A 22323-nucleotide genomic window follows, 5' to 3' on the forward strand; every position below is an offset into this window, starting at 1 on the left:
ACTGCAAAAAAGGTGTTGTAATTGTTGTTTGTCATATTTTATTGTGGGTTTGTACTAGTATTAAGAGAACGCTGTAGCGCGGATTTTAGTCCACAGCAAAAATCAGTATTATTGAATAGGACTAAAGTTCACTTTACTAGTGGTTGAATAATTTCGGCGTTGAGACCAAATTACTGTATTTATAGAAGATAGAGATGAGTTGTTAATGGGGCAATAAGTGGGCGATAAATAGGCAATGTTTGTGGTTACTTCGTTTTTACTAAGCAATAACACTGACGAATTAGTTATCATTGCCCCATATTTTTCACTGATTTTAGGAAACCTTGGGCGGTATCAAATACAGAGGATTTTCCCTGAGCTTGTAAAATCATATCGGACATTTCTCGGAAGGCACCTTTTCCGCCATGGGTGGAAAGTACATGATCAACAGCATTCTTCACATAAATAGGAGCATCAGCCACTGCAAAAGAAGTTCCACAAACAGCAAAGGCGGGGAGATCTACGCTATCATCGCCAATATAAGCGGTCTGCTCGGCAGTGACGCCAGCTTGTTTCATCAGATCAAAACAAGCGGTTTCTTTTTCAAGTTTGCCAAGAAAGAATAATTTAATACCAAGATCGGCAATGCGACGACGTAAAATAGGGGAGTCGCGACCAGAAAGCACTGCCACTTGAATACCCGCGTCCATCAGCATTTTTATGCCTAAACCATCGCGAACGTGAAAACTTTTGATGGCTTCGCCATTGGCATCATAATGGAGTTGCCCATCAGTGAGTACACCATCTACATCAGTAATAACAAATTTAATATTTTCTAGTTTTTGTTGCATTGGGATTCCTTAGCTTGAAAATTCCACTAAACCCACCACGTGATTTTCATCATTAACAACCACTAGCGAGTGAATTTTTTTCGCTTTCATAAAGTCTTCTGCTTTGGATAAAAATTCGTCTTGATGAATGGTTTTTGGTGAACTTGTCATAAAGTCTTTGGCTGTTTTATTCAACGTTTCTGCACCATTGGCGGTAAGCGCGCGGCGAATATCGCCATCCGTGATAATGCCTTTAAGTTGCTCATTTTCCATCACCAAGGCAACGCCCATTCGCCCTTCATTCATGACTGTGAGGCAGTCAGTAAAATTGGTGGTCGGTAAAATTGTTGGTAGGCGAGTTTGCATTTGATCTTTCACTTTACATAATAAACGACGACCAAGACTGCCACCTGGATGGAATTTGGCAAAATCCGCAGGTTGGAAATTGCGTGCCGTAATAAGCGATACGGCGAGTGCATCGCCAAGCGCAAGTGTAACAAGTGCGGAGGTTGTTGGCGCGAGATTATTTGGACAGACTTCACGCTCAACAGTAATATCTAAAACATAATCTGCGTGACGTGCGAGTGTGGAATTTTTGTTACTGGTTACGGCAATAATTTTATTACCGAAATTTTTTAAACTTGGAATCAGTTTATTGACATCATCAGTTTCTCCGCTATAGGAAATTAACATCACAATATCAATTGGTTTTAACATACCTAAATCGCCGTGAAAGGCTTCTGTTGGATGTAAAAAGAAACTTGGTGTGCCAGTAGAGGCAAAGGTAGCCACCATTTTTTTCCCAATTAAACCGGATTTCCCTATTCCGCCGATGACTAATCGACCTTTGCAAGCAAGGATTAAATCCACGACTTGATTAAAATCCTCGCCTAAACGTTGGCTGAGTTGCAAAAGCGCGTTGCTTTCCACAGAAAGGGAATTCTGTGCAATTTTTAGATAGTTCATTTTTCTTCCTAAAAGTGCGGTTGAAATTGGCGTTATTTTAGCGAAATCATAAAAAAATACGAATGAAAAATTAGGCATTATTGTTTATAAGATTGATGAGCAATATCTAAAAATTGGGGATTTTATTGACCGCACTAATGATTGCCCCTATACTACGCGCCGAGTTGGTTAGACAATCGCTGGTTTATTGAAGCCCTTAACCGTATTTATACGACCTAGTGGGACAAGTAAACGAGAGGAAAGTCCGAGCTACACAGGGCAGAGTGCCGGATAACGTCCGGGCGGCGTGAGCCGACGACCAGTGCAACAGAGAGCAGACCGCCGTGTAAACGGTAAGGGTGAAAGGGTGCGGTAAGAGCGCACCGTGCCTCCGGTAACGGTTGGCAGCAGGGTAAACTCCACTCGTAGCAAGACCAAATAGGAACTCAATGGGTGGCCCGTCCAGAGTTCGGGTAGGTTGCTTGAGCGGCAGAGTAATTTGTCGCCTAGAGGAATGATTGTCCACGACAGAACTCGGCTTATCGACCAACTCAAATTTTTATAGAAATGACCGCACTTTAGTTTGTTTTTCGGAATAGATTAAAGTGCGGTTATTTTTTGATGAATATTGAATTATTTTTCGTTTAATACACGTGGAAATAAAATATTATTTTCCAAATGAATATGGTGCATTAAATCATCAATAAATTCATTAATACCGCTATATAAGGCTTTCCAACTGAAACAAGCATCAGCTGGTGGCGTGCAGTTATTAGTAAGCGATTTGATCGCTTCTACATCTTGTCCCGCTTCATCGTGTTCCATTTCCATTACACGAATTGGCATTGAGGCCATAGCATAATTCCCCATTTTGATCATTGGGAACAAAATTTGTTCTTCTTTCATTAAATGCTGGCTAAGTTCAGCATATATTTTTTCTAATTGTGCGGCTACGCCGACAGGGCAATCATCACGATCACCATGTACATTTTCTACTTTCTCCGCCAATGTAATTAATTCAGGGAGTTGTTCACGGTGGCGATTATGAAAACGAGTAATAATGTGATCGATCATTTCTGCATAAGATGCCGAAGTCCAATCTTTATCATTATTTTCTGCTTTACTTTGTTGTAAATCAGTTAAACGTTTTTCAATTTCAGCAAGGTTAAGATTCTTTTGTTGTGCCGCGACTTCTAATAATACAGAACCTCCGCAGCAAAAATCTAAATCATATTCACGAAAAATTTTAGTTGCACCTGGAATTGAAACAGCGAGTTCGCTAAGTTTTTGTTGGGCAAAAGACATAAATCACTCCTATATTGATTAAGTAAAAATAAATCCGATTAAAATAGTAGGGTATTTTTCTGATTATGAAAAGTAGAGAGATTTATTTATTGATTAAATTATGATTTAAATCAATAAAAATACCTCATAATAATCAGCTAAAAATTTATGGTTATTTACATAAATAGGATTAATTATCACTAATGAGCCCGCTTTAAATTCATTGTGTATTTTTTTATATAATTGATTTTTATGAATTTGGGAAAATACTGATTTTCATCAATATTATTGATTGTGTTTATGAAGTGAAATCTTTTAGAATGGCGTTAAGTTAAATTTAACGCATAACTCCGAGCTTGTTTGGCCTAAGTTTCATCGAAATACGGCGACAAGCCAATAACGCAGTTCGTTATTCAGGGATACGCTGGAAACGGTTTATCCTCTCCGTATTTAGAAAGGTGTAAAATGCAATCCATTCCTATTAAAAACGTAGGAGAGTCTCGCTTAGTCGATCCTTTCCAACGTCAATATTACTATCTACGACTGTCGATTACTGATCAGTGTAATTTTCGTTGTACCTATTGTTTACCTGATGGTTATCAACCCGAAGCTAACAAACCAAGTTTCTTAACCTTAAAAGAAATTATCCATCTTGCTCAAGCGTTTGCTGAAATGGGCACAGAGAAAATCCGTTTAACGGGTGGCGAACCGACTTTACGCAAAGATTTTATTTCTATTGCCGAAAGCATTGCTAACATTGATGGCATTCGTCAATTAGCCGTCACGACAAACGGCTATCGCATGGCAAAAGATGTGGCTGATTGGAAGCAAGCAGGGATTACGTCTATTAACGTTAGTGTTGATAGCCTTGATCCGAAAATGTTCCATCAAATTACAGGTATCAATAAATTTGATGACGTGATGCGTGGTATCGATCGTGCATTTGAAGTGGGTTACAACAAAGTCAAAGTTAATTCAGTTTTGATGAAAAATCTGAATGATAAAGAATTTGAACAATTTCTCGCTTGGGTGAAAGATCGCCCAATTCAAATGCGCTTTATTGAGTTGATGCAAACGGGCGAAATGGATAGTTTCTTTGATAAATTCCATCTTTCAGGACAAGTCTTAGCGGATAAATTGCTGAAAAATGGTTGGACATTACAGCATAAATCTCACACTGATGGTCCTGCTAAAGTATTCACGCATCCTGATTATGCAGGCGAAATTGGCTTAATTATGCCTTATGAGAAGAATTTCTGTGCAAGTTGCAATCGTTTAAGAGTGTCAGCAAAAGGTAAACTTCATCTTTGTTTATTTGGCGAAGAAGGCATTGAATTACGTGATTTATTGCAGTCGCACGAACAGCAAGGTATTTTACAGGCTCGTATTTTTGCCGCACTTCAAGGCAAACGTGAACATCATTATTTGCATATCGGCGATACTGGTGTAAGAAATCATTTAGCTTCTATTGGTGGCTAAAAAGCAAAGTGAGATGAATGGTAATATTCATCTGCGTTCTTTTGTCGCTTATTTAAAACATTTAATATTTTAACCGCACTTTTATCATATTATGACTACATTTACACATATCAATTCTCAAGGCGAAGCCAATATGGTGGATGTTTCTGCAAAGGCAGAGACAGTTCGTGAAGCCCATGCTGAAGCCATCGTTACCATGTCTAAAGAAACCCTTGCTATGATCGTGGAAGGTAAACATCACAAAGGCGATGTTTTTGCTACGGCTCGTATTGCGGGTATTCAAGCTGCAAAACGTACTTGGGAGCTTATCCCGCTTTGCCATCCGTTGTTACTTTCCAAAGTGGAAGTAAATTTAGAACCGTTACTTGAAACCAATCAAGTTCGTATTCAATCTCTTTGCAAATTAACTGGAAAAACTGGCGTAGAAATGGAAGCACTAACTGCCGCAAGCGTAGCAGCCTTAACCATTTACGATATGTGTAAAGCTGTGCAGAAAGACATTGTGATTGAGAAAGTTCGCCTGTTAGAAAAGTGCGGTGGAAAATCAGGCCATTTTATTGCGGAGGAAAAATAAGATGTTAAATATTTTATTTTTTGCTCAAACTCGTGAATTAATTGGCATTGATGCCATTCAATTAGAAGATGATTTTGCCACTGCGGAAGCGGTGCGTGAACACCTTGCTCAAAAGAGCGATAAATGGGCATTGGCACTGGAAAAAGGTAAACTTTTAGTGGCAATTAATCAAACCTTAATGCCTTTAGAAAGTGCGGTAAAAAATGGCGATGAAATTGCCTTTTTCCCACCAGTAACAGGGGGCTAAATGACGGATATTCAAATTGCGGTACAAGAACAACCTTTTGATCAAAATGCCGTTTACCAATGGCTTTCTGAGCAACATTCAATTGGTGCAACGGTTATATTTGTTGGCAAAGTACGCGATCTTAATTTAGGCGATGCAGTATCTAGTTTGTATTTAGAACATTATCCCGCAATGACTGAAAAAGCGTTGAATGAAATTGTTGCACAAGCGAAAGCGCGTTGGGATATTCAACGTGTATCGGTAATTCATCGTGTTGGGCTTTTACAAACTGGCGATGAAATTGTTTTAGTGGGGGTAAGTTCCGCACATCGTGGAGATGCTTATCACGCCAATGAATTCATTATGGATTTTTTAAAATCTAAAGCACCATTTTGGAAAAAAGAACAAACCAATCAAGGCGAGCGTTGGATTGAAGCAAGAGAGAGTGATAAAGAAGCATTAGAAAAATGGTAATAGCTTATCTGCACCCTAATTCATTAAGGTGCAGATTAAATATTTTCATTTATATTATTTTGATAACGCGCCACTTCCCCAAGTTTGCACTTTTTCAGGGCGGTTTATTTGAAGCAAGAAACGTTTGTTGGGCTGCGCTTGCGGTTGAATTTCTTTTTCTGCTGGTGTGGAGAAAGAAATCCCACCTTTTAGCAACTGCTGAACGCTACCCGTATTAAATACCGCACCTTTCCAGCCTAAGCTAAAGTCGTAGCCTGATGCGATCCAAAATTCTGTGTTTTGTCGAACAAGATGGCTATATTTCGGCATAATTGTAATATGCACTAATACACGATCACCAAGACTATTAAGTTCAAATTTTTTCACTGTGCCAACTTCTACACCTCGATAAAGAATTGGCGAACCTTCACTTAAATTCATCGCATCACGCGTTTCTAAAATAAACGGTGTGCCATTGCTAAATTTATTACGCTGTGGTGCCGTTTGCGCTAAATTAAATTGTGTTTTTGTGTTGCCATTACCAATTTCAATATCAATATAAGATTGTAATAAACTATCAAGGTTATCTATTCCACCTGCTGAAATTTGTGGCGAGATTATCGTAAAGTGAGAACCTTCTTTTGCAATTATATTCATATAATTTGGATTTATTAGGGCTTTTGCAGTGATGCGTTTCGCTTTTGCATCAAGCTGAATGCTGTCAATTTGCCCCACATCTAAGCCTAAATAACGCAGATTCATTCCTTTGCTAAGATTAGTTGCATCATCTGTGATTAACGTGATGACAAACCCGATAGATTTTGCATAGCTTTCATTTGCATAAAGTGTTCGATTATTGCCTGAACCACCATTATCAAAGCTAATCGCCCCTTTTAAGGAACGTGCAAGTGGTGTTGCTTGAATACTAATGCCTTTCGGTGTGACATCAATCTTCGCCGCACTTTCTACCCAAAAACGGCTTTTATTTGTCAATAAATGTTGATAGGCAGGATAAATATAAATTTCTACATCAAAGCTATTCGTTTTAGGTTTAATACTTAAAATTTTTCCTACTTCAAATTGACGATATAGGACGAGAGAGCCTTTATCAATACTTGGTAATGTTTGGGTATGTAAGGTTATTGTTGGCGTAAGAATATCGCCTGTGATACCGTGTTCTGCATTGCTAATATTTTGATAAAGTGGATAACTGGTTTTAGCTTTTCCCTGAGCTTGTTTTGTTAGTACTCGAACACCACCTTGTAACCATTTTTCTGGTGTCGCGGATTCAAAACGCAATCCATCTAATCCAATGCTTATATCGAAATTGGTTGCAGCCACAAATTGAGTATCTTCGTGAATTAAATTACGGTATTCAGAGGCAATTGCTGCTTTAAATTGCACGCCATTTACATCAATTGTTTGTGAAACAATTTGCCCAATTATCATATTGTTATAAAACACATTTTGCCCTTCGCTGACGCCGTAATTCTCTGGCGCAGTGAGGGTTAAAACTAACGTGTTAGGTGCATTGAGTAATAATTCATTTTCTTTAATCACGTTAAATTGATGTTTAGTTTCGCCGTCTCCCGCAATCACATCAAAATATTCGTCACGAAAGAATTTTTTTGGTTCTGCTAAATTGCCTAGATCCATTTTTTTATTGCGTAGGACAATTTTACTATTTGCTTTAAACAAAGAGGCTTGGTTTGGATCGATCAATAAACTGCCTTCTAAAATTTCATCGTTATTTTCCACCGCACTTAGCTTGGCGAGAATCCCTATAGCATTATCTTGAGAATAAACTTCCGTTTGCCCTGCAATAAGAGCGGTAGAGGCAGGAATAGTTATCTTAATTTCAATCCCACGTTTAGCCGCTTTTAAATTGGTATAGAGCGTGAAATGACTATTTTCATCTGCTTTTGGGCTGTCAGCTGGAGAGTCAAAAGAAACCGCCCCCTGTACAACGGCATTTAAACTTTCTACATTTAGATTTAAGCCTGACGGGCTAATATTAGCGTTAATGCCACTAATATTCCAAAAGCGTGAATCTTTTTTCACAAACTTGGCATAGGCTTTATCAATGACCACATCTATTTCTACTTTATTGTTTTTATTAATACGGTAATCATAGATTTTTCCTACAGGTAATTTTTTAAAATACACGGACGCACCAATAGAAATCGAACCTAAATCATCAGAAATTAAGTGGATCAACAAGTCTCCTGCTGAAACTTGCGCAATAGGCCCTTGTTCTTCTGCTATAAATTCATCTTCACGATCGCCATCACCCGGTTGAAGAGTGATGTAATTACCTGACACGAGAGAATCTAATCCTGAAATGCCTGCAAGGGAAACATTTGGTTGTACAAGCCAAAATTTTGTGTCTTCACGTAAAATATTTGAAGCCTCAGGATTGATATTTGCAATAACTTCTACTTTTTGTAGGTTATCAGTGAAATGAACTTCTTTTACTATGCCAATTTGTAATCCTTGATAACGAATTTGAGTTTTATCTGCCACAATGCCAGAACCATTAGCAAAAGTAATTGTAATGCTAGTACCGCGTTCTTTCACAATTTGGAAGAATAAAATTGCCCCGATACATAATGCGATAAAAGGCAATAGCCAAAAAGGCGAAATGCGTTTTGTTTTACGTAAGTTGGCTGTTATTTCTTGATATTTTTCTTCTATTGAGGAGGAATTATTTTTCTCTGTCATAAATTTTCCAAATTAATTTGCTATCAAATTGTGAGGTGGAAAGCATAGTGCAAAATACGGCTGCGCCAAAATAAAATGCGCCTGGCCCTACGGTAAAATTAATGATTTCTCCGCGTGTGACAAGCGACATCATTAAGGCTAATACAAATAAATCGAGCATAGACCAGCGTCCAACAAAATGTACTAGATGTAATAAACGCATTTGCCATTTAATAGAATGTTGCCATTTAAAATGCACGCAAGCAAGTAAATAAAGCATAATAAAAATTTTGCTGATAGGCACGAAAATACTGGCAAAAAACACAACAAAAGCAACAAAATAACTACCTGATTTAACAAATGAAATAACCCCAGAAATTAACGTATCTTCAGATAATGCACCTGTTAAATAAATGCCAGATATAGGTAATAAATTTGCAGGAAAAAGCATAATAATCCCTGCAATTAAGGTTGCCCAAGTCGCTTGTAATTTTAGCTTATCCGATGTATTAAGAGGCGATTGGCAGCGGGGACAACAAATTTTTTGTTGATGATCGTAATAGATAGATTTTTGCGTAAATGTGTAATGGCAAGCAGGACATAATTCAACAGCTTGTTTTGTATAAACTGGAGTACATTCAGGATAAAATTCCTGCCATAAGGCGGAAAGATTAAGTTTGATAAAAAGCAGTGTGGTTAAAAGTGCGGTAAAAATAAAAGGAATTAAATAAATATTAATTTCTAATGTTGCATATTCGCGTACTTTAAATATGGTTACCCCAAGTGCCACTAAATAAACATCAAACATTACCCAAGCTTTAATGTAACCAAGAAATAGTAAAACACTACGTGGTTTTATCTGAAAAATCTTAGCCAGCCAAAGCATAATAACTAAAAGTGCAAAAGTAATCGGCATTACTACTGCACAAATAAAGATCATAAACGCGGTGTATTCATAACCACCCACTGCCATTTTCCAAATGCCATCCCAAATAGAGGCGTCAATTTTAATGCCTAATAAATGTAAACTTAATAAGGGGTAGTTCAAGGAAAAGGGCATTAATATCAAAATAGATAATGCAATCATTGCACAACGATGTAATGACCACCTCGTACCACTTTCTAATAGATGATGACAACGTGGGCATTCGGCTTGTTCATTTGATTGAAGAATAGAAGGCACGTTAATGCAAGCATCACATTCTGTGCATTTTAAAATTTTAAATGGAGGCGAAGTTAGCTTTGTTTTAGGCACGCTTGTGGTCTTTCTTTATAAATCAAAAACGTGCCATTCTATCGTTGTTTTAACGTATTTGTGAAGTCTTGGCGTTATTTTTGTGTGAAATTTATTCAGCATAACGGGATCCGTTGTTAATTTTGTAAAAAGTGCGATAAACTAGGCAAATCTTTATTTTATTAATAGCCTCAAGGATATAACTATGACTGACACACAATTATCATCTCAAGTTACAGATGTGCAAACGGAAGTGCAAAAATTAACCAACGCAAAAGCTATCATTACTTATTTAGCAGAAAAATTTCCTCTTTGCTTTGTTTTAGAGGGCGAAGCAAAACCATTAAAAATAGGTTTATTTCAAGATTTAGCTGAAGCATTACAAGATGATGAACGCGTAAGTAAAACCCAATTGCGTCAGGCTCTTCGCCAATACACATCAAATTGGCGTTATTTATATGGCTGTCGTGAAGGTGCAGTGCGTGTTGATTTACAGGGTAATCCTGCGGGTGTATTAGATGCAGAACACGTTGCTCACGCTGCACAGCAACTTGCTGAAGCGAAAGCGCGTTTTGCGGAAAAACGTAAAGCAGAAGCTGCAGCTAAAAAAGCACAACAAAAAAAGCATCCGCGTAAACCTGCGAATAAAAACCTTAAAAAAGAGAGTAAATTATCACTAAGTGCGGTTGATTTTTCACAAATTTCTGTTGGTTCTGTTGTGAAAGTTAAAGCTGGAGATAATGCTAAAAAAGCAACAGTGGTAGAAGTATTAAAAGATTCAGCACGTGTTGAACTTGAAAATGGTTTGATTATGAACGTTGCTGCAGATCGTTTATTTGCTTAATAAATAAAAATTGACTCGGAAATGGTTATGAAATTTAAAATGTCAAAAAATGTGATTTGTTATGCGTGGTTATCGGTGTGTTTGAGCAGTGCAATTCCTGCATTTGCTGTACAACCTACATTAAAACCAAGTGACATTAGTATTCCAGCGATAAGTGAAGAAAGCCAGTTGGCAACTAAGCGTGCAACGACAAGATTAACTCAATCCCATTATCGTAAGATTAAATTAGATGATGATTTTTCCGAGAAAATTTTTGATCGTTATATTAAAAATTTAGATTTTAGCCACAATACTTTTTTGCAGTCTGATATAGACGAACTTCGTCAAAAATATGGTACTAAGTTAGATGAACAGTTGAGTCAAGGCGATCTTTCTGCGGCGTTTGACATTTATGATGTAATGATGAAACGTCGCTATGAACGTTATACTTATGCGTTATCTTTATTAGATAAAGAGCCTGATTTAAATGGTCAAGATCAAATTGAAATTGATCGTGAAAAAGCGGCTGCGCCACAAACTGAAGCTGATGCGAATAAACTTTGGGATGCTCGTGTAAAAAATGACATTATTAATCTTAAATTAAAAGATAAAAAATGGTCAGAAATCAAAGCAAAGCTTACAAAACGCTATAATTTAGCCATTCGTCGTTTAACGCAAACAAAAGCAGACGATATTGTTCAAATTTATTTGAATGCTTTTGCGCGTGAAATTGATCCTCACACCAGTTATCTTTCCCCAAGAACAGCGAAAAGTTTTAATGAAAGTGTGAATCTTTCCTTGGAAGGCATTGGGGCTACTTTACAATCAGAAGATGATGAAACTAGCATAAAATCTCTTGTACCTGGTGCGCCAGCGGAACGTAGTAAAAAGCTGCATCCTGGGGATAAAATCATTGGCGTTGGGCAAGCAACAGGCGATATTGAAGATGTTGTTGGTTGGCGTTTAGAAGATTTGGTAGAAAAAATTAAAGGGAAAAAAGGCACTAAAGTTCGCTTGGAAATTGAGCCTGCTAAAGGGGGAAAATCACGTATTATTACTTTGGTGCGTGATAAAGTCCGTATTGAAGATCAAGCGGCTAAACTAACTTTTGAAAAAGTGTCAGGAAAAAACATTGCGGTAATAAAAATTCCAAGTTTTTATATTGGATTAACCGAAGATGTCAAAAAACTACTGGTTAAATTAGAAAATCAAAAAGCTGAGGCTCTAATTGTTGATTTACGTGAAAATGGCGGTGGTGCATTAACGGAAGCCGTGGCGTTAAGTGGTTTATTTATTGCTGATGGCCCTGTTGTGCAGGTTCGCGATGCTTATCAGCGTATTCGTGTTCACGAAGATGATGACGCTACGCAACAATATAAGGGGTTATTATTTGTGATGATTAATCGTTACAGTGCTTCTGCATCGGAAATTTTTGCTGCAGCAATGCAAGATTATCGTCGAGGTATTATCATCGGGCAAAATACTTTTGGTAAAGGTACGGTACAACAGAGTCGCTCGTTAAATTTTATCTATGATTTAGATCAGAGTCCGTTGGGTGTTTTACAATATACCATTCAAAAATTTTATCGCGTTAATGGTGGTTCAACCCAATTAAAAGGTGTTGCAGCCGATATTAATTTCCCCGAAATTATAGATGCGAAAGAATATGGGGAAGATAAAGAAGATAATGCGCTTGCTTGGGATAAAATCCCATCAGCGAGTTATATGGAAGTAGGAAATATCGATGATATTAATAATGCAGTAAATATTCTAAATGAAAAACATCTTGCTCGTATTGCTAAAGATCCTGAATTTGTTGCATTGAATGAAGAATTGAAAGTGAGAAATGAACGCCGAGAACGAAAATTTCTATCATTGAATTATAAAATGCGTAAAGCAGAGAATGATAAAGATGATGCAAGACGTTTAAAAGATTTGAACGAACGTTTTAAACGTGAGGGTAAGAAAGCGTTGAAAGATATTGATGATTTGCCGAAAGATTACGAAGCACCAGATTTCTTCTTAAAAGAAGCTGAAAAAATGGCAGCTGATTTCGTTATCTTTAATTCAGATCAGAAAATTAATCAAGCAAACAGCCTATCCGAAGAAAAAACGGAAAGTAAAAAATAAATACTAAATGGTTTTGACCGCACTTTGTTTGAGAAAAGCAACAAGTGCGGTTATTTTAATAAAGGTTTAGGAAATGGTAGTGTTTAAAAGCACCTTAAAGTTATCATTATTCGCCTTATCATTATCTATGATGATGTCGGGTTGTATTTTAGCCGATTTGAGCAAAAATGAACAATCTAAATCATTGTACGGCATTAATCTTTCCCATTTGTCACTAGCGGAAAGAAAAGAGCTTGAAGAAGCCATTTATGCGGATCAGCAACGTTTAACGGAAGAAAAACAAACATTGCTTAATATGACGCTAACACACGAAATAGGCGATCATAAGTTACAATTTAAGCCTTTACTCGCGCGTTTATATGCTTCTCGTAAATATGCCCCGTTATGGACTGACAATGCGGCAGCTCGTCAATTGTTACGTGATTATGCAGCAATGGTGGCAAGCGGTATTTCAAAATCGTCGGCAACTTCACTAGAAACATTGACATTGGTAGAACAACAAGGTGGATTGGCTTATGATGTGTTATTAAGTGATATTTTGTTAGATTATTTATATTACACAAAAAATGTTCGTTCTCAAGCATCGAATTGGTTGTATTCATCTGATCAATATCAAGCAAAACAGCCTGAAAATGATCATATTCAACGCTGGTTAAGTGCGGTGGAAAATAATCAACTTCTTGATTTCATACAAAGTTTAGCGGGAGAAAATCATTTATATCGCCAAACAGTTCAATCATTGCCGATGTTTATTCCGACTTCTAAAGAATCAAATATTGCTCAAAAACTGGCAATGAATGCACAGCGTTTACGCGTAATTCCTGATTTTCATAATGGGATTTTTGTGAATATTCCAAGCTATAAATTACAGTATTATCGTGATGGCGATTTAATTTTAGAATCTCGGGTAATTGTTGGCACAGATTCGCGCAGGACACCTGTAATGTATAGCAAATTAAGTAATGTGGTTGTAAATCCACCTTGGAATGCGCCAATTCGCTTAATTAATGAAGATTTATTGCCAAAAATGAAAGCCGATCCAAATTATATTACGGAGCATAATTATTCAATTTTAGATAATCAAGGCAATGTTGTTGATCCTGCTTCTATTGATTGGGAATCTATTGGTAATAAATTTCCTTATCGAGTTCGACAAGCGGCTGGCGATAGTGCGTTAGGTAATTATAAATTTAATATGCCAAGTTCTGATGCAATTTATTTACACGATACGCCAAATCGCGGATTGTTTAATCGTAAAAATCGAGCGTTAAGTTCTGGTTGTGTGCGTGTTGAAAAATCTGATCAATTGGCAAGTATTTTATTAAAAGAAGCAGGTTGGACAGAAACTCGAAAAAATACAGTATTAGCAAGTAAAAAAACCACTTCTGCGCCGATACGCTCGGATAATCCTGTTTTTTTATATTATGTTACAGCGTGGATTGAAAACGGAAATATTGTAAATTTACCTGATATTTATGGTTATGATCGTCAGATTAATCTTGCTGAGATTAATTGGGATCTCGTAAAAAAATATCTTCAATAAAATAAGGGAGCTATAATGAATTATGTGGATCAGAATAAACGAAAATGGTTATCGCTGGGCGGTATTGCGTTAGGAATATCTATTTTACCAAATTCTGTATTAGCAATGGTTTCAACACCTAAACCTCGTATTTTAACTTTCCGCAACATTAATACGGGCGAAAGATTAAGTGGCGAGTTTTCTTTAGCAAAAGGTTTTTCGCCTGCGATGTTAAAAAAATTGGATTATTTAATGCGTGATAAAAGGACAAATCAAGTGCATAAAATGGATCCAAATTTATTCCAGAAATTTTATAATATCCAAACTAATTTAGGCTTACGCAATGCTGAAATTGAAGTAATTTGTGGTTATCGTTCAGCCTCTACTAATGCAATGCGTCGTCGCCAAAGTCGTGGCGTAGCGAAAAATAGTTATCACATTAAAGGAAAAGCCATTGATTTTCGTATTGCAGGTGTGCCTTTGATTAAAGTGAAATCTTCTGCGGAAAGTCTGCGAAATGGTGGCGTGGGTTATTATCCAACCAGTAATTTCATTCACGTAGATACAGGCCCTGTGAGAACTTGGAAAGGCGTGTAAAACAAATGTAAAATTAACCGCACTTTTGTGCGGTTTTTCATTGGAAAAGAAATGTTATTTGACAGCCATCTTCATTTAGACCAACTCTCTGACGAGAATATTCAGCAAATACTTGCTCATTCAAAGATTATAGGTATGCTTGCGGTGAGTACTAATCTCAACAGTGCTAAAAAACTGCTGAATTTAAAACAGACTTACCCAAAGAAACTTTATTTTGCAGCTGGTTTTCATCCTGAACAGCAATTACCTAGTTTAGAAGAACAAAAAAAATTATTTCAATGGATTGACGAACATCATTCATCGATTTCTGGGATTGGCGAGGTGGGCTTGCCACATTATTCTAAACGAGAAAATCCGAATTTAGATTACGCGCCTTACATTGAATTACTGGAGCGATTTATTCTGATAGCGAAAAAATGGGATTTACCGTTAAATTTGCATATTGTACATAACGATGTAGAAATTGCCCTTGAATTATTGCAGAAACACAAAATTCAACGGGCTCATTTTCACTGGTTTAAGACAGATGAAAAATCTTTTCAGAAATTTTTCTCTACGCCCTATTTTGCAAGCCTAACCCCTGATATTTTATGGAACCCTAAAACCCAATATGTCGCTCAACATTTACCCTTAAATCGCTTGATGATTGAAACGGATAGCCCTTGGCAACACGAGGGATTTGAAAGTGCGGTAATTTCTGAGCAATTATTTGCAGTAGCGAAGAAAGTAGCTGAATTAAAGTCTTTGCCATTACATTCTGTTCAAAAGCAAATCCTTTTGAATACTGAACAGTTTTATCGATTATAAGGAGCAAAAATGAATATCGAAATTATCCCCGTTACCGCATTCCAACAAAATTGTTCTTTGATTTGGGATGATGAAAAAAATGCCGCAATTATTGACCCAGGTGGCGAAGCCGAACGCCTAATTCAACGTATTGAAGAACTGGATTTAAATCTCAAAGTGATTTTGATTACCCATGGCCATTTAGATCACGTTGGTGCTGCAATGCAATTAAAACAACATTTTGGCGTTGAAATTTGGGGTTCTAATGAAAAAGATAAATTTTTATTTGAGAGTTTACCCGAACAAGCCCAACGTTTTGGCTTGCCAAATATTGACGCTTTTTTGCCTGATCGTTGGTTTAATCAAGAGGGCGAAATTTTAAAATTAGATGGCTTTAATTTCGAGATTTTACATTTACCAGGGCATACACCAGGACATATCGGTTTTATTGAACACGAGAAAAAAGTGGCGTTTACGGGCGATGTATTATTTCAAGGCGGAATTGGTCGTACCGATTTCCCTCGCGGGGATTATGAAACATTGATTTCTTCAATTCGAACAAAATTACTCCCATTAAATGACGATATTATTATTATCGCTGGACACGGATCTTACACAACCATTGGGCAAGAAAAGCGGAGCAATCCATTTTTAAATCCTAAATCTTAAATCCTAAATTCTTGGAGGTTATTGATCAATCAAGTGCAAAATAAATGATCAATTAGCCTAAAAGTGCGGTAAATTTTTTCCACGTTTTTTATTTAATTTCCAAAATGTGAAGTAGCTCACATTTTTGAAATTATTTTCTGTTACAACCAACGCCCTTAATTATTTTCTTGACAAAGGAGCAAAACAATGAAAATCATTAAGCAAGCAAAATAGTCTAATCCGCCTTTCTTTAATCAGTCTACTTATTTCCACTTCTTTTTATTCTGTTCAATCTTTTGCTGCAACTCCTACGTGGAAGCCTGTCTATGGTAAAGTGAATGGTGATGCAGAGTGAAAAAGTTAGAAAAAGGCAAAACGCAGCTCTTTCATCAAGTGGCTATTCTGGCGGTGGAGCAAGCGTAGGATGTATGTGGTAATACGTTGAAGTTTTAAAAACACAAGTAAAAATAACCGCACTTTGTTTAAGAGATGAAGTGCGGTTTTTTATTGTTTGAAATCTAAAGAGTTTGAACTAGATCACAAATTTGTAACAATTTCTGATAAGAGGCTTATTTCCGTTGCAATCCTATGTATAATGCGTAAAAAATGGAGCGAAAATATTGCTTCAAATATCATAATAAAGAGGTAATTATGCAGCAAAACAAGGCGTTTGATGATTGGTTAGCCAGCACAGCATTAGGCGGTGCAAATCAATCTTATATAGAAGAACTTTATGAAAGCTATTTGAGTGATCCACAGTCGGTGGAGGAAAGCTGGCGAAAAACCTTTGATTCTTTGCCAAAAACCACCGCACTTGAACATCCCCATACTCCAGTGCGAGATTATTTTCGTCGTTTAGCGCGAGAAAATCATAATGAAGCGGTGACAGTGATAGATCCTGCTGCTGGTGCAAAATTAGTGAAAGTTCTACAATTTATCAATGCCTATCGTTTTCGTGGCCATTTAGAGGCTAATCTTGATCCTCTCAATTATTATCGTTGGAAAGTATCTTCTGTCCCTGAATTAGATTATCGCCATCACGGTTTTACTGAACAAGATCTCAACGAAACTTTCAATATAAATCATTACGTTTATAAACGCGATACCATTAAACTTGGCGAATTAGCTCAAATGTTGAAAGAAACATATTGTGGCTCAATTGGCTTGGAGTTTATGCACGTGCAGGATATGGAGCAGAAAATGTGGCTCCAGAGCAAGATGGAAAGCCTGTTAGATAAACCGCTTTTTACATCTGAAGAACGTGTCAATTTTCTTCGTGAACTGACAGCTGCAGACGGTTTAGAACGTTATCTTGGTGCGAAATTCCCTGGGGCGAAACGCTTTTCTTTAGAAGGAAGTGATGCGTTTATTCCATTGATGAAAGAAATTATTCGCCATTCTAGTCGTCAAGGGGTAAATGATGTGGTAATGGGAATGGCACACCGTGGGCGTTTGAATATGCTCGTGAATGTATTAGGTAAAAAGCCTGAAAATTTATTCGATGAATTTGCAGGTAAACATTCCAGCGAACGTACGGGGGATGTGAAATATCATCAAGGTTTTTCTTCTGATTTTGCCGTAGATGATAAGAGAGTCCACTTAACGTTGGCATTTAATCCATCTCATTTGGAAATCGTAAGCCCTGTTGTGATTGGTTCTGTTCGATCTCGACAAACTCGTATGAATGATACAGAACATAGCAAAGTGCTTGCTATTACTGTTCACGGAGATTCAGCTGTGGCAGGACAGGGGGTTGTTCAAGAAACATTGAATATGTCAAATGCCCGTGGTTATAGTGTGGGCGGTACTATTCGCATCGTGATTAATAACCAAATTGGTTTTACGACATCTAATCCGAATGACACGCGTTCCACAGAGTATTGCACCGATATTGCAAAAATGATTCAAGCGCCGATTATTCATGTTAATGGTGATGATCCTGAAGCGGTGGCATTTGCTGCGCGTATGGCGGTGGAATATCGTAATTTATTCAAACGAGATATTTTTATTGATTTGATTTCTTATCGTCGCCATGGTCATAACGAGGCAGATGAACCATTAGCCACTCAACCAATGATGTATAGCATCATCAAAAAACATCCTACACCTCGTAAAGTTTATGCGGATCGCTTAGTTTCAGAAGGCGTGATGACTGAAGAGCAAGTTACCGAGATGGCGAATGATTATCGCGATGCGCTAGATAATGGCGATCGCGTGGTATCTGAATGGCGAGAAATGGATACGGCAAAAATGGATTGGTTGCAATATCTCAACTATGATTGGACTGCGCCGTATGAAAGCAAATTTTCACAGGAACGTTTTTTAACCCTTGCTAAACGTGTATGTGAATATCCTGAAAGTTTACGTGCGCATCCTCGAGTGGAAAAAATCTATAATGATCGTAAAGCAATGTATCAAGGCGAAAAATTGCTCGACTGGGGCATGGCTGAAACCATGGCTTATGCAACCTTACTTGATGAAGGTGTTAATGTTCGTTTATCAGGCGAAGATGCGGGACGAGGTACTTTTTTCCATCGTCATGCTGTTGTGCATAATCAAAATGATGGTACGGGGTATGTACCATTAACACATTTACACGCCAATCAAGGTCGTTTTGAAGTATGGGATTCGGTACTTTCTGAAGAATCTGTTCTTGCTTTTGAATATGGCTACGCAACAACAGATCCAAAAACTTTAACCATTTGGGAAGCGCAATTTGGCGATTTTGCTAATGGTGCGCAAATTGTTATCGACCAATTTATTAGCTCTGGCGAACAAAAATGGGGCAGAATGTGTGGTTTAGTTATGTTATTGCCTCATGGCTATGAGGGACAAGGCCCTGAACATTCTTCCGCACGTCTTGAACGTTATTTGCAACTTTGCGCAGAACAAAATATGCAAGTTTGCGTGCCATCAACACCTGCACAGGTGTATCACATGTTGCGTCGTCAGTCTTTACGTAAAATGCGCCGTCCATTGATTGCCATTTCCCCAAAATCTTTACTACGTCATCCATTGGCAGTGTCCAGTTTAGACGAGTTGATTAATGGAACTTTCCAAACGGTAATCGGAGAAATTGATGAGCTTGATCCTAAAGATGTAAAACGTGTGGTAATGTGTTCAGGTAAAGTTTATTACGATTTACTTGAACAACGTCGTGCAAATAATCAGAAAGATGTAGCGATTATTCGTATTGAGCAGCTTTATCCATTCCCGCATGAGGATGTGAAGAAAGCGCTTGAGCCTTATGCGCATGTCACGGATTATGTATGGTGCCAAGAAGAACCACTTAACCAAGGGGCTTGGTATTGCAGCAAACATAATTTTGAATCAGCAATTCCAGAATCCGTTAAACTCAAATATGCAGGGCGTCCAGCTTCTGCTTCGCCTGCTGTGGGTTATATGTCGCTTCACACTAAACAGCAAAAACAGTTAGTGGAAGATGCGTTGAGTTTTTAAAGTGCGGTTAATTTAATAAAGGTTTTTATCTTTGCTTTCCTCTGTAAATAGGGGAGCCAAGATAATTAAGATATAGTAAAAAAGAAGAAAAGGAAAAATAAAATGACAATCGAAATTCTTGTTCCAGACCTACCTGAATCAGTTGCAGATGCAACTGTTGCCACTTGGCATAAAAAACTGGGCGATACTGTGAAACGTGATGAGGTTATTGTGGAAATTGAAACGGATAAAGTCGTGCTAGAAGTTCCCGCACTTTCTGATGGTGTACTGGCTGAAGTTGTTCAAGCTGAGGGCGAAACAGTGGTGAGTAAACAGTTGCTAGGCAAAATTTCTACGGCTCAAGAAGGAGATGTCAGTTCAGCGACGTTAAAAGCAACGAATGAACCCACACCATCTGATCGTCAAAATGCAGCGATTGAAAATAGTCATAATCATAATGCGGATCAGAGCCCTGCAATTCGTCGTTTATTAGCAGAACATGATTTACAAGCAGATCAAATTCAAGGTTCGGGTGTGGGTGGTCGTTTAACACGTGAAGATATTGAACGTGAAATTGCAAAACGACAAGCACAGCAAGTGAAACAAGAAGTTGCCACTGAGCAAAATACAATTAGTACGGTGGCTTATAGCGCACGTTCTGAAAAACGTGTGCCAATGACCCGTTTGCGTAAACGTATTGCTGAACGTTTACTTGAAGCCAAAAATAGTACGGCGATGCTTACCACTTTCAATGAAGTGGATATGCAGCCGATAATGACTCTGCGTAAAACCTACGGCGAAAAATTTGAAAAACAACATTCAGTACGTTTAGGATTTATGTCTTTTTATATTAAAGCGGTTGTGGAAGCATTAAAACGTTATCCTGAAGTGAATGCTTCTATTGATGGGGATGATGTTGTTTACCATAACTATTTTGATATTAGTATTGCAGTTTCAACACCACGTGGATTAGTCACACCAGTGCTTCGTGATTGCGATAAGCTCAGTATGGCAGAGATCGAAAAACAAATTAAAGCATTAGCTGAAAAAGGTCGTGATGGCAAATTAACAGTAGAAGATCTTACTGGCGGCAATTTTACTATTACAAATGGTGGCGTGTTCGGTTCTCTTATGTCCACTCCAATTATCAATCCACCACAAAGTGCGATTTTAGGAATGCACGCTATTAAAGAACGCCCGATTGCGCTTAATGGTCAAGTGGTGATTCGTCCGATGATGTACCTTGCTTTATCTTACGATCATCGTTTAATTGACGGCCGTGAATCTGTTGGTTTCTTGGTAGCGATTAAAGAATTATTGGAAGATCCAACAAGATTGTTATTAGAAATCTAAGAAATAAAAGGCTTTCTGTGTTAGAAAGCCTTTTAAAATGAACAAAAAATTAACCGCACTTTAAATATTTAAAAAGAATATTCCAAAGTGCGGTTGGTTTTTTTATGTGTTTTTAATTAGAGAGAAAAATCGTCAAAATCATTCGTATCAACTTTTGAGTCAATTTGACCGACAAGATAAGAGCTTACTTCTACTTCTTGTGGTGCAACCTGTACGTTATCTGACACTAACCAAGCGTTAATCCAAGGAATTGGATTTGAACGTGTTTGGAATGGTAGTGGCAATCCAACAGCTTGCATACGGATATTAGTAATATATTCTACGTATTGAACTAAAATATCTCTGTTGAGGCCGATCATAGAACCGTCTTTAAATAGATAATCAGCCCAAGCTTTTTCTTGTTCTGCCGCTGCAACAAATAAATCATAGGCTTCTTGTTTACATTCTTCCGCAATTTCTGCCATTTCAAGATCGTCTTGACCTGCAGCCATAATATTTAAAATATGCTGTGTACCTGTTAAGTGCAATGCTTCATCACGTGCGATAAATTTAATAATTTTTGCATTCCCTTCCATTAAACGACGTTCAGCAAAAGCAAATGAACAAGCGAAAGAAACGTAGAAACGAATTGCTTCAAGTGCATTCACGCTCATTAGGCAAAGGTAAAGTTGTTTTTTTAAACTACGTAAAGTCACGACGCATTCTTTGCCATCTACGGTATAAGTGCCTTCGCTGTATAAGCCATAAAGTTGGCTATCACGGATTAAATCATCGTAGTAAGATGAAATATCTTGTGCGCGTTTGATGATTTCTTCGTTAGTTACGATGTCATCAAATACGATAGAAGGATCGTTCACAATATTACGAATAATATGTGTGTAAGAGCGAGAGTGGATGGTTTCAGAGAATGTCCAAGTTTCAATCCAAGTTTCTAATTCAGGAATCGACACTAAAGGCAATAATGCCACGTTCGGGCTACGACCTTGAATAGAATCCAATAAGGTTTGATATTTTAAGTTGCTGATGAAGATGTGTTTTTCGTGTTCAGGCAATGCTGCGTAGTCGATACGGTCTTGCGATACATCTACTTCTTCTGGACGCCAGAAAAAAGAAAGTTGTTTTTCAATGAGCTTTTCAAAAGTTTCGTATTTTTGTTGATCGTAACGCGCAACATTAACGTTTTGACCAAAGAACATTGGTTCTTTTAATTGATCGTTTTTGTTTTGTGAGAAAGTGGTGTATGCCATTTTATTTATCCTTTTAAATAGAACTTATCATTTATTTAGCTTTCCCTGTTTATCAGGGGAAACTATCAAAGACTG

General features: G+C 37.5%; 18 protein-coding genes, 1 other RNA gene and 1 riboswitch. Of the genes, 13 read left to right on the forward strand and 6 right to left on the reverse strand.

Translation table 11 applies throughout. The features are described from left to right. Positions 1 to 287: 287 nt before the first annotated feature. Positions 288 to 830 carry a KdsC family phosphatase gene (locus HMPREF2644_RS05215; protein WP_014550672.1) on the reverse strand — a complete coding sequence of 181 codons (543 nt, stop codon included), beginning with the start codon at positions 828 to 830 and terminating at the stop codon, positions 288 to 290. A gap of 9 nt (positions 831 to 839) precedes the next feature. Then, complete coding sequence (locus HMPREF2644_RS05220; RefSeq protein WP_041174618.1) at positions 840 to 1775, reverse strand: KpsF/GutQ family sugar isomerase; 936 nt, start codon at positions 1773 to 1775, stop codon at positions 840 to 842. 160 nt (positions 1776 to 1935) lie between these two features. On the opposite strand from HMPREF2644_RS05220, the gene rnpB reads away from it, so the two are divergent. Continuing rightward, an RNA gene (gene rnpB / locus HMPREF2644_RS05225) (RNase P RNA component class A) lies at positions 1936 to 2312 on the forward strand. Positions 2313 to 2387: 75 nt separating this feature from the next. Here the strand turns inward: rnpB and ytfE are convergent. Beyond that, entirely contained in the window at positions 2388 to 3059 is a 672-nt protein-coding gene (ytfE, locus tag HMPREF2644_RS05230) for an iron-sulfur cluster repair protein YtfE (protein WP_070828290.1), read from the reverse strand. Positions 3060 to 3374: 315 nt separating this feature from the next. Then, positions 3375 to 3515: riboswitch (molybdenum cofactor riboswitch) on the forward strand. Between ytfE and moaA the strand changes: the two genes are divergently transcribed. The 4 genes from moaA to moaE all read left to right on the forward strand — a co-directional run bounded on the left by moaA (position 3504) and on the right by moaE (position 5791). Continuing rightward, a complete protein-coding gene (gene moaA, locus HMPREF2644_RS05235) occupies positions 3504 to 4517 on the forward strand; it encodes a GTP 3',8-cyclase MoaA (RefSeq protein WP_038441023.1) in 1014 nt (337 codons plus the stop codon). It overlaps the preceding riboswitch by 12 nt. A 91-nt stretch (positions 4518 to 4608) precedes the next feature. After that, positions 4609 to 5091: a cyclic pyranopterin monophosphate synthase MoaC gene (moaC, locus tag HMPREF2644_RS05240; RefSeq protein ID WP_038441025.1), complete on the forward strand. Its 483-nt coding sequence runs from the start codon at positions 4609 to 4611 to the stop codon at positions 5089 to 5091. Position 5092: 1 nt separating this feature from the next. Continuing rightward, complete coding sequence (gene moaD / locus HMPREF2644_RS05245; protein WP_038441027.1) at positions 5093 to 5338, forward strand: molybdopterin synthase sulfur carrier subunit; 246 nt, start codon at positions 5093 to 5095, stop codon at positions 5336 to 5338. Then, positions 5339 to 5791 carry a molybdopterin synthase catalytic subunit MoaE gene (gene moaE / locus HMPREF2644_RS05250; protein WP_005650057.1) on the forward strand — a complete coding sequence of 151 codons (453 nt, stop codon included), beginning with the start codon at positions 5339 to 5341 and terminating at the stop codon, positions 5789 to 5791. A 54-nt stretch (positions 5792 to 5845) separates the two neighbouring features. On the opposite strand, the gene HMPREF2644_RS05255 is transcribed toward moaE, so the two are convergent. Both HMPREF2644_RS05255 and HMPREF2644_RS05260 read right to left on the reverse strand, forming a co-directional pair. Beyond that, positions 5846 to 8491, reverse strand: a complete 2646-nt coding sequence (locus tag HMPREF2644_RS05255; RefSeq protein ID WP_038441029.1) for a PqiB family protein — start codon at positions 8489 to 8491, stop codon at positions 5846 to 5848. Beyond that, positions 8475 to 9725, reverse strand: a complete 1251-nt coding sequence (locus HMPREF2644_RS05260; RefSeq protein WP_038441030.1) for a paraquat-inducible protein A — start codon at positions 9723 to 9725, stop codon at positions 8475 to 8477. Before HMPREF2644_RS05260 ends, HMPREF2644_RS05255 begins: the two co-directional genes overlap by 17 nt. A gap of 184 nt (positions 9726 to 9909) precedes the next feature. Here HMPREF2644_RS05260 and proQ point away from each other — a divergent pair, with 184 nt between their 5' ends. From proQ to odhB, 8 genes are all read left to right on the forward strand, one after another. Continuing rightward, a complete protein-coding gene (gene proQ, locus HMPREF2644_RS05265) occupies positions 9910 to 10548 on the forward strand; it encodes an RNA chaperone ProQ (RefSeq protein WP_005650069.1) in 639 nt (212 codons plus the stop codon). Between the two features lie 27 nt (positions 10549 to 10575). Next, positions 10576 to 12657, forward strand: a complete 2082-nt coding sequence (prc, locus tag HMPREF2644_RS05270) for a carboxy terminal-processing peptidase (protein WP_070828291.1) — start codon at positions 10576 to 10578, stop codon at positions 12655 to 12657. A 73-nt stretch (positions 12658 to 12730) separates the two neighbouring features. Further along, entirely contained in the window at positions 12731 to 14200 is a 1470-nt protein-coding gene (locus tag HMPREF2644_RS05275) for a L,D-transpeptidase family protein (RefSeq protein WP_070828292.1), read from the forward strand. 15 nt (positions 14201 to 14215) lie between these two features. Then, positions 14216 to 14776: a peptidoglycan L,D-endopeptidase MepK gene (locus HMPREF2644_RS05280; protein ID WP_005650077.1), complete on the forward strand. Its 561-nt coding sequence runs from the start codon at positions 14216 to 14218 to the stop codon at positions 14774 to 14776. A 51-nt stretch (positions 14777 to 14827) separates the two neighbouring features. Next, complete coding sequence (locus tag HMPREF2644_RS05285) at positions 14828 to 15583, forward strand: TatD family hydrolase (RefSeq protein WP_014550682.1); 756 nt, start codon at positions 14828 to 14830, stop codon at positions 15581 to 15583. A gap of 9 nt (positions 15584 to 15592) precedes the next feature. Beyond that, on the forward strand, positions 15593 to 16231 hold the full coding sequence (locus HMPREF2644_RS05290) for an MBL fold metallo-hydrolase (RefSeq protein ID WP_014550683.1): 639 nt from the start codon (positions 15593 to 15595) through the stop codon (positions 16229 to 16231). Positions 16232 to 16861: 630 nt separating this feature from the next. Further along, positions 16862 to 19669, forward strand: a complete 2808-nt coding sequence (sucA, locus tag HMPREF2644_RS05295; RefSeq protein WP_005689573.1) for a 2-oxoglutarate dehydrogenase E1 component — start codon at positions 16862 to 16864, stop codon at positions 19667 to 19669. A 102-nt stretch (positions 19670 to 19771) separates the two neighbouring features. Continuing rightward, a complete protein-coding gene (gene odhB / locus HMPREF2644_RS05300) occupies positions 19772 to 21001 on the forward strand; it encodes a 2-oxoglutarate dehydrogenase complex dihydrolipoyllysine-residue succinyltransferase (protein WP_005687373.1) in 1230 nt (409 codons plus the stop codon). Positions 21002 to 21117: 116 nt separating this feature from the next. On the opposite strand, the gene nrdB is transcribed toward odhB, so the two are convergent. Next, on the reverse strand, positions 21118 to 22248 hold the full coding sequence (gene nrdB / locus HMPREF2644_RS05305; RefSeq protein WP_005659688.1) for a class Ia ribonucleoside-diphosphate reductase subunit beta: 1131 nt from the start codon (positions 22246 to 22248) through the stop codon (positions 21118 to 21120). Between the last annotated feature and the right edge of the window lie 75 nt (positions 22249 to 22323).

Origin of the sequence: Haemophilus sp. HMSC071C11, assembly GCF_001837655.1 — a bacterium.
Taxonomy (GTDB): domain Bacteria; phylum Pseudomonadota; class Gammaproteobacteria; order Enterobacterales; family Pasteurellaceae; genus Haemophilus; species Haemophilus influenzae.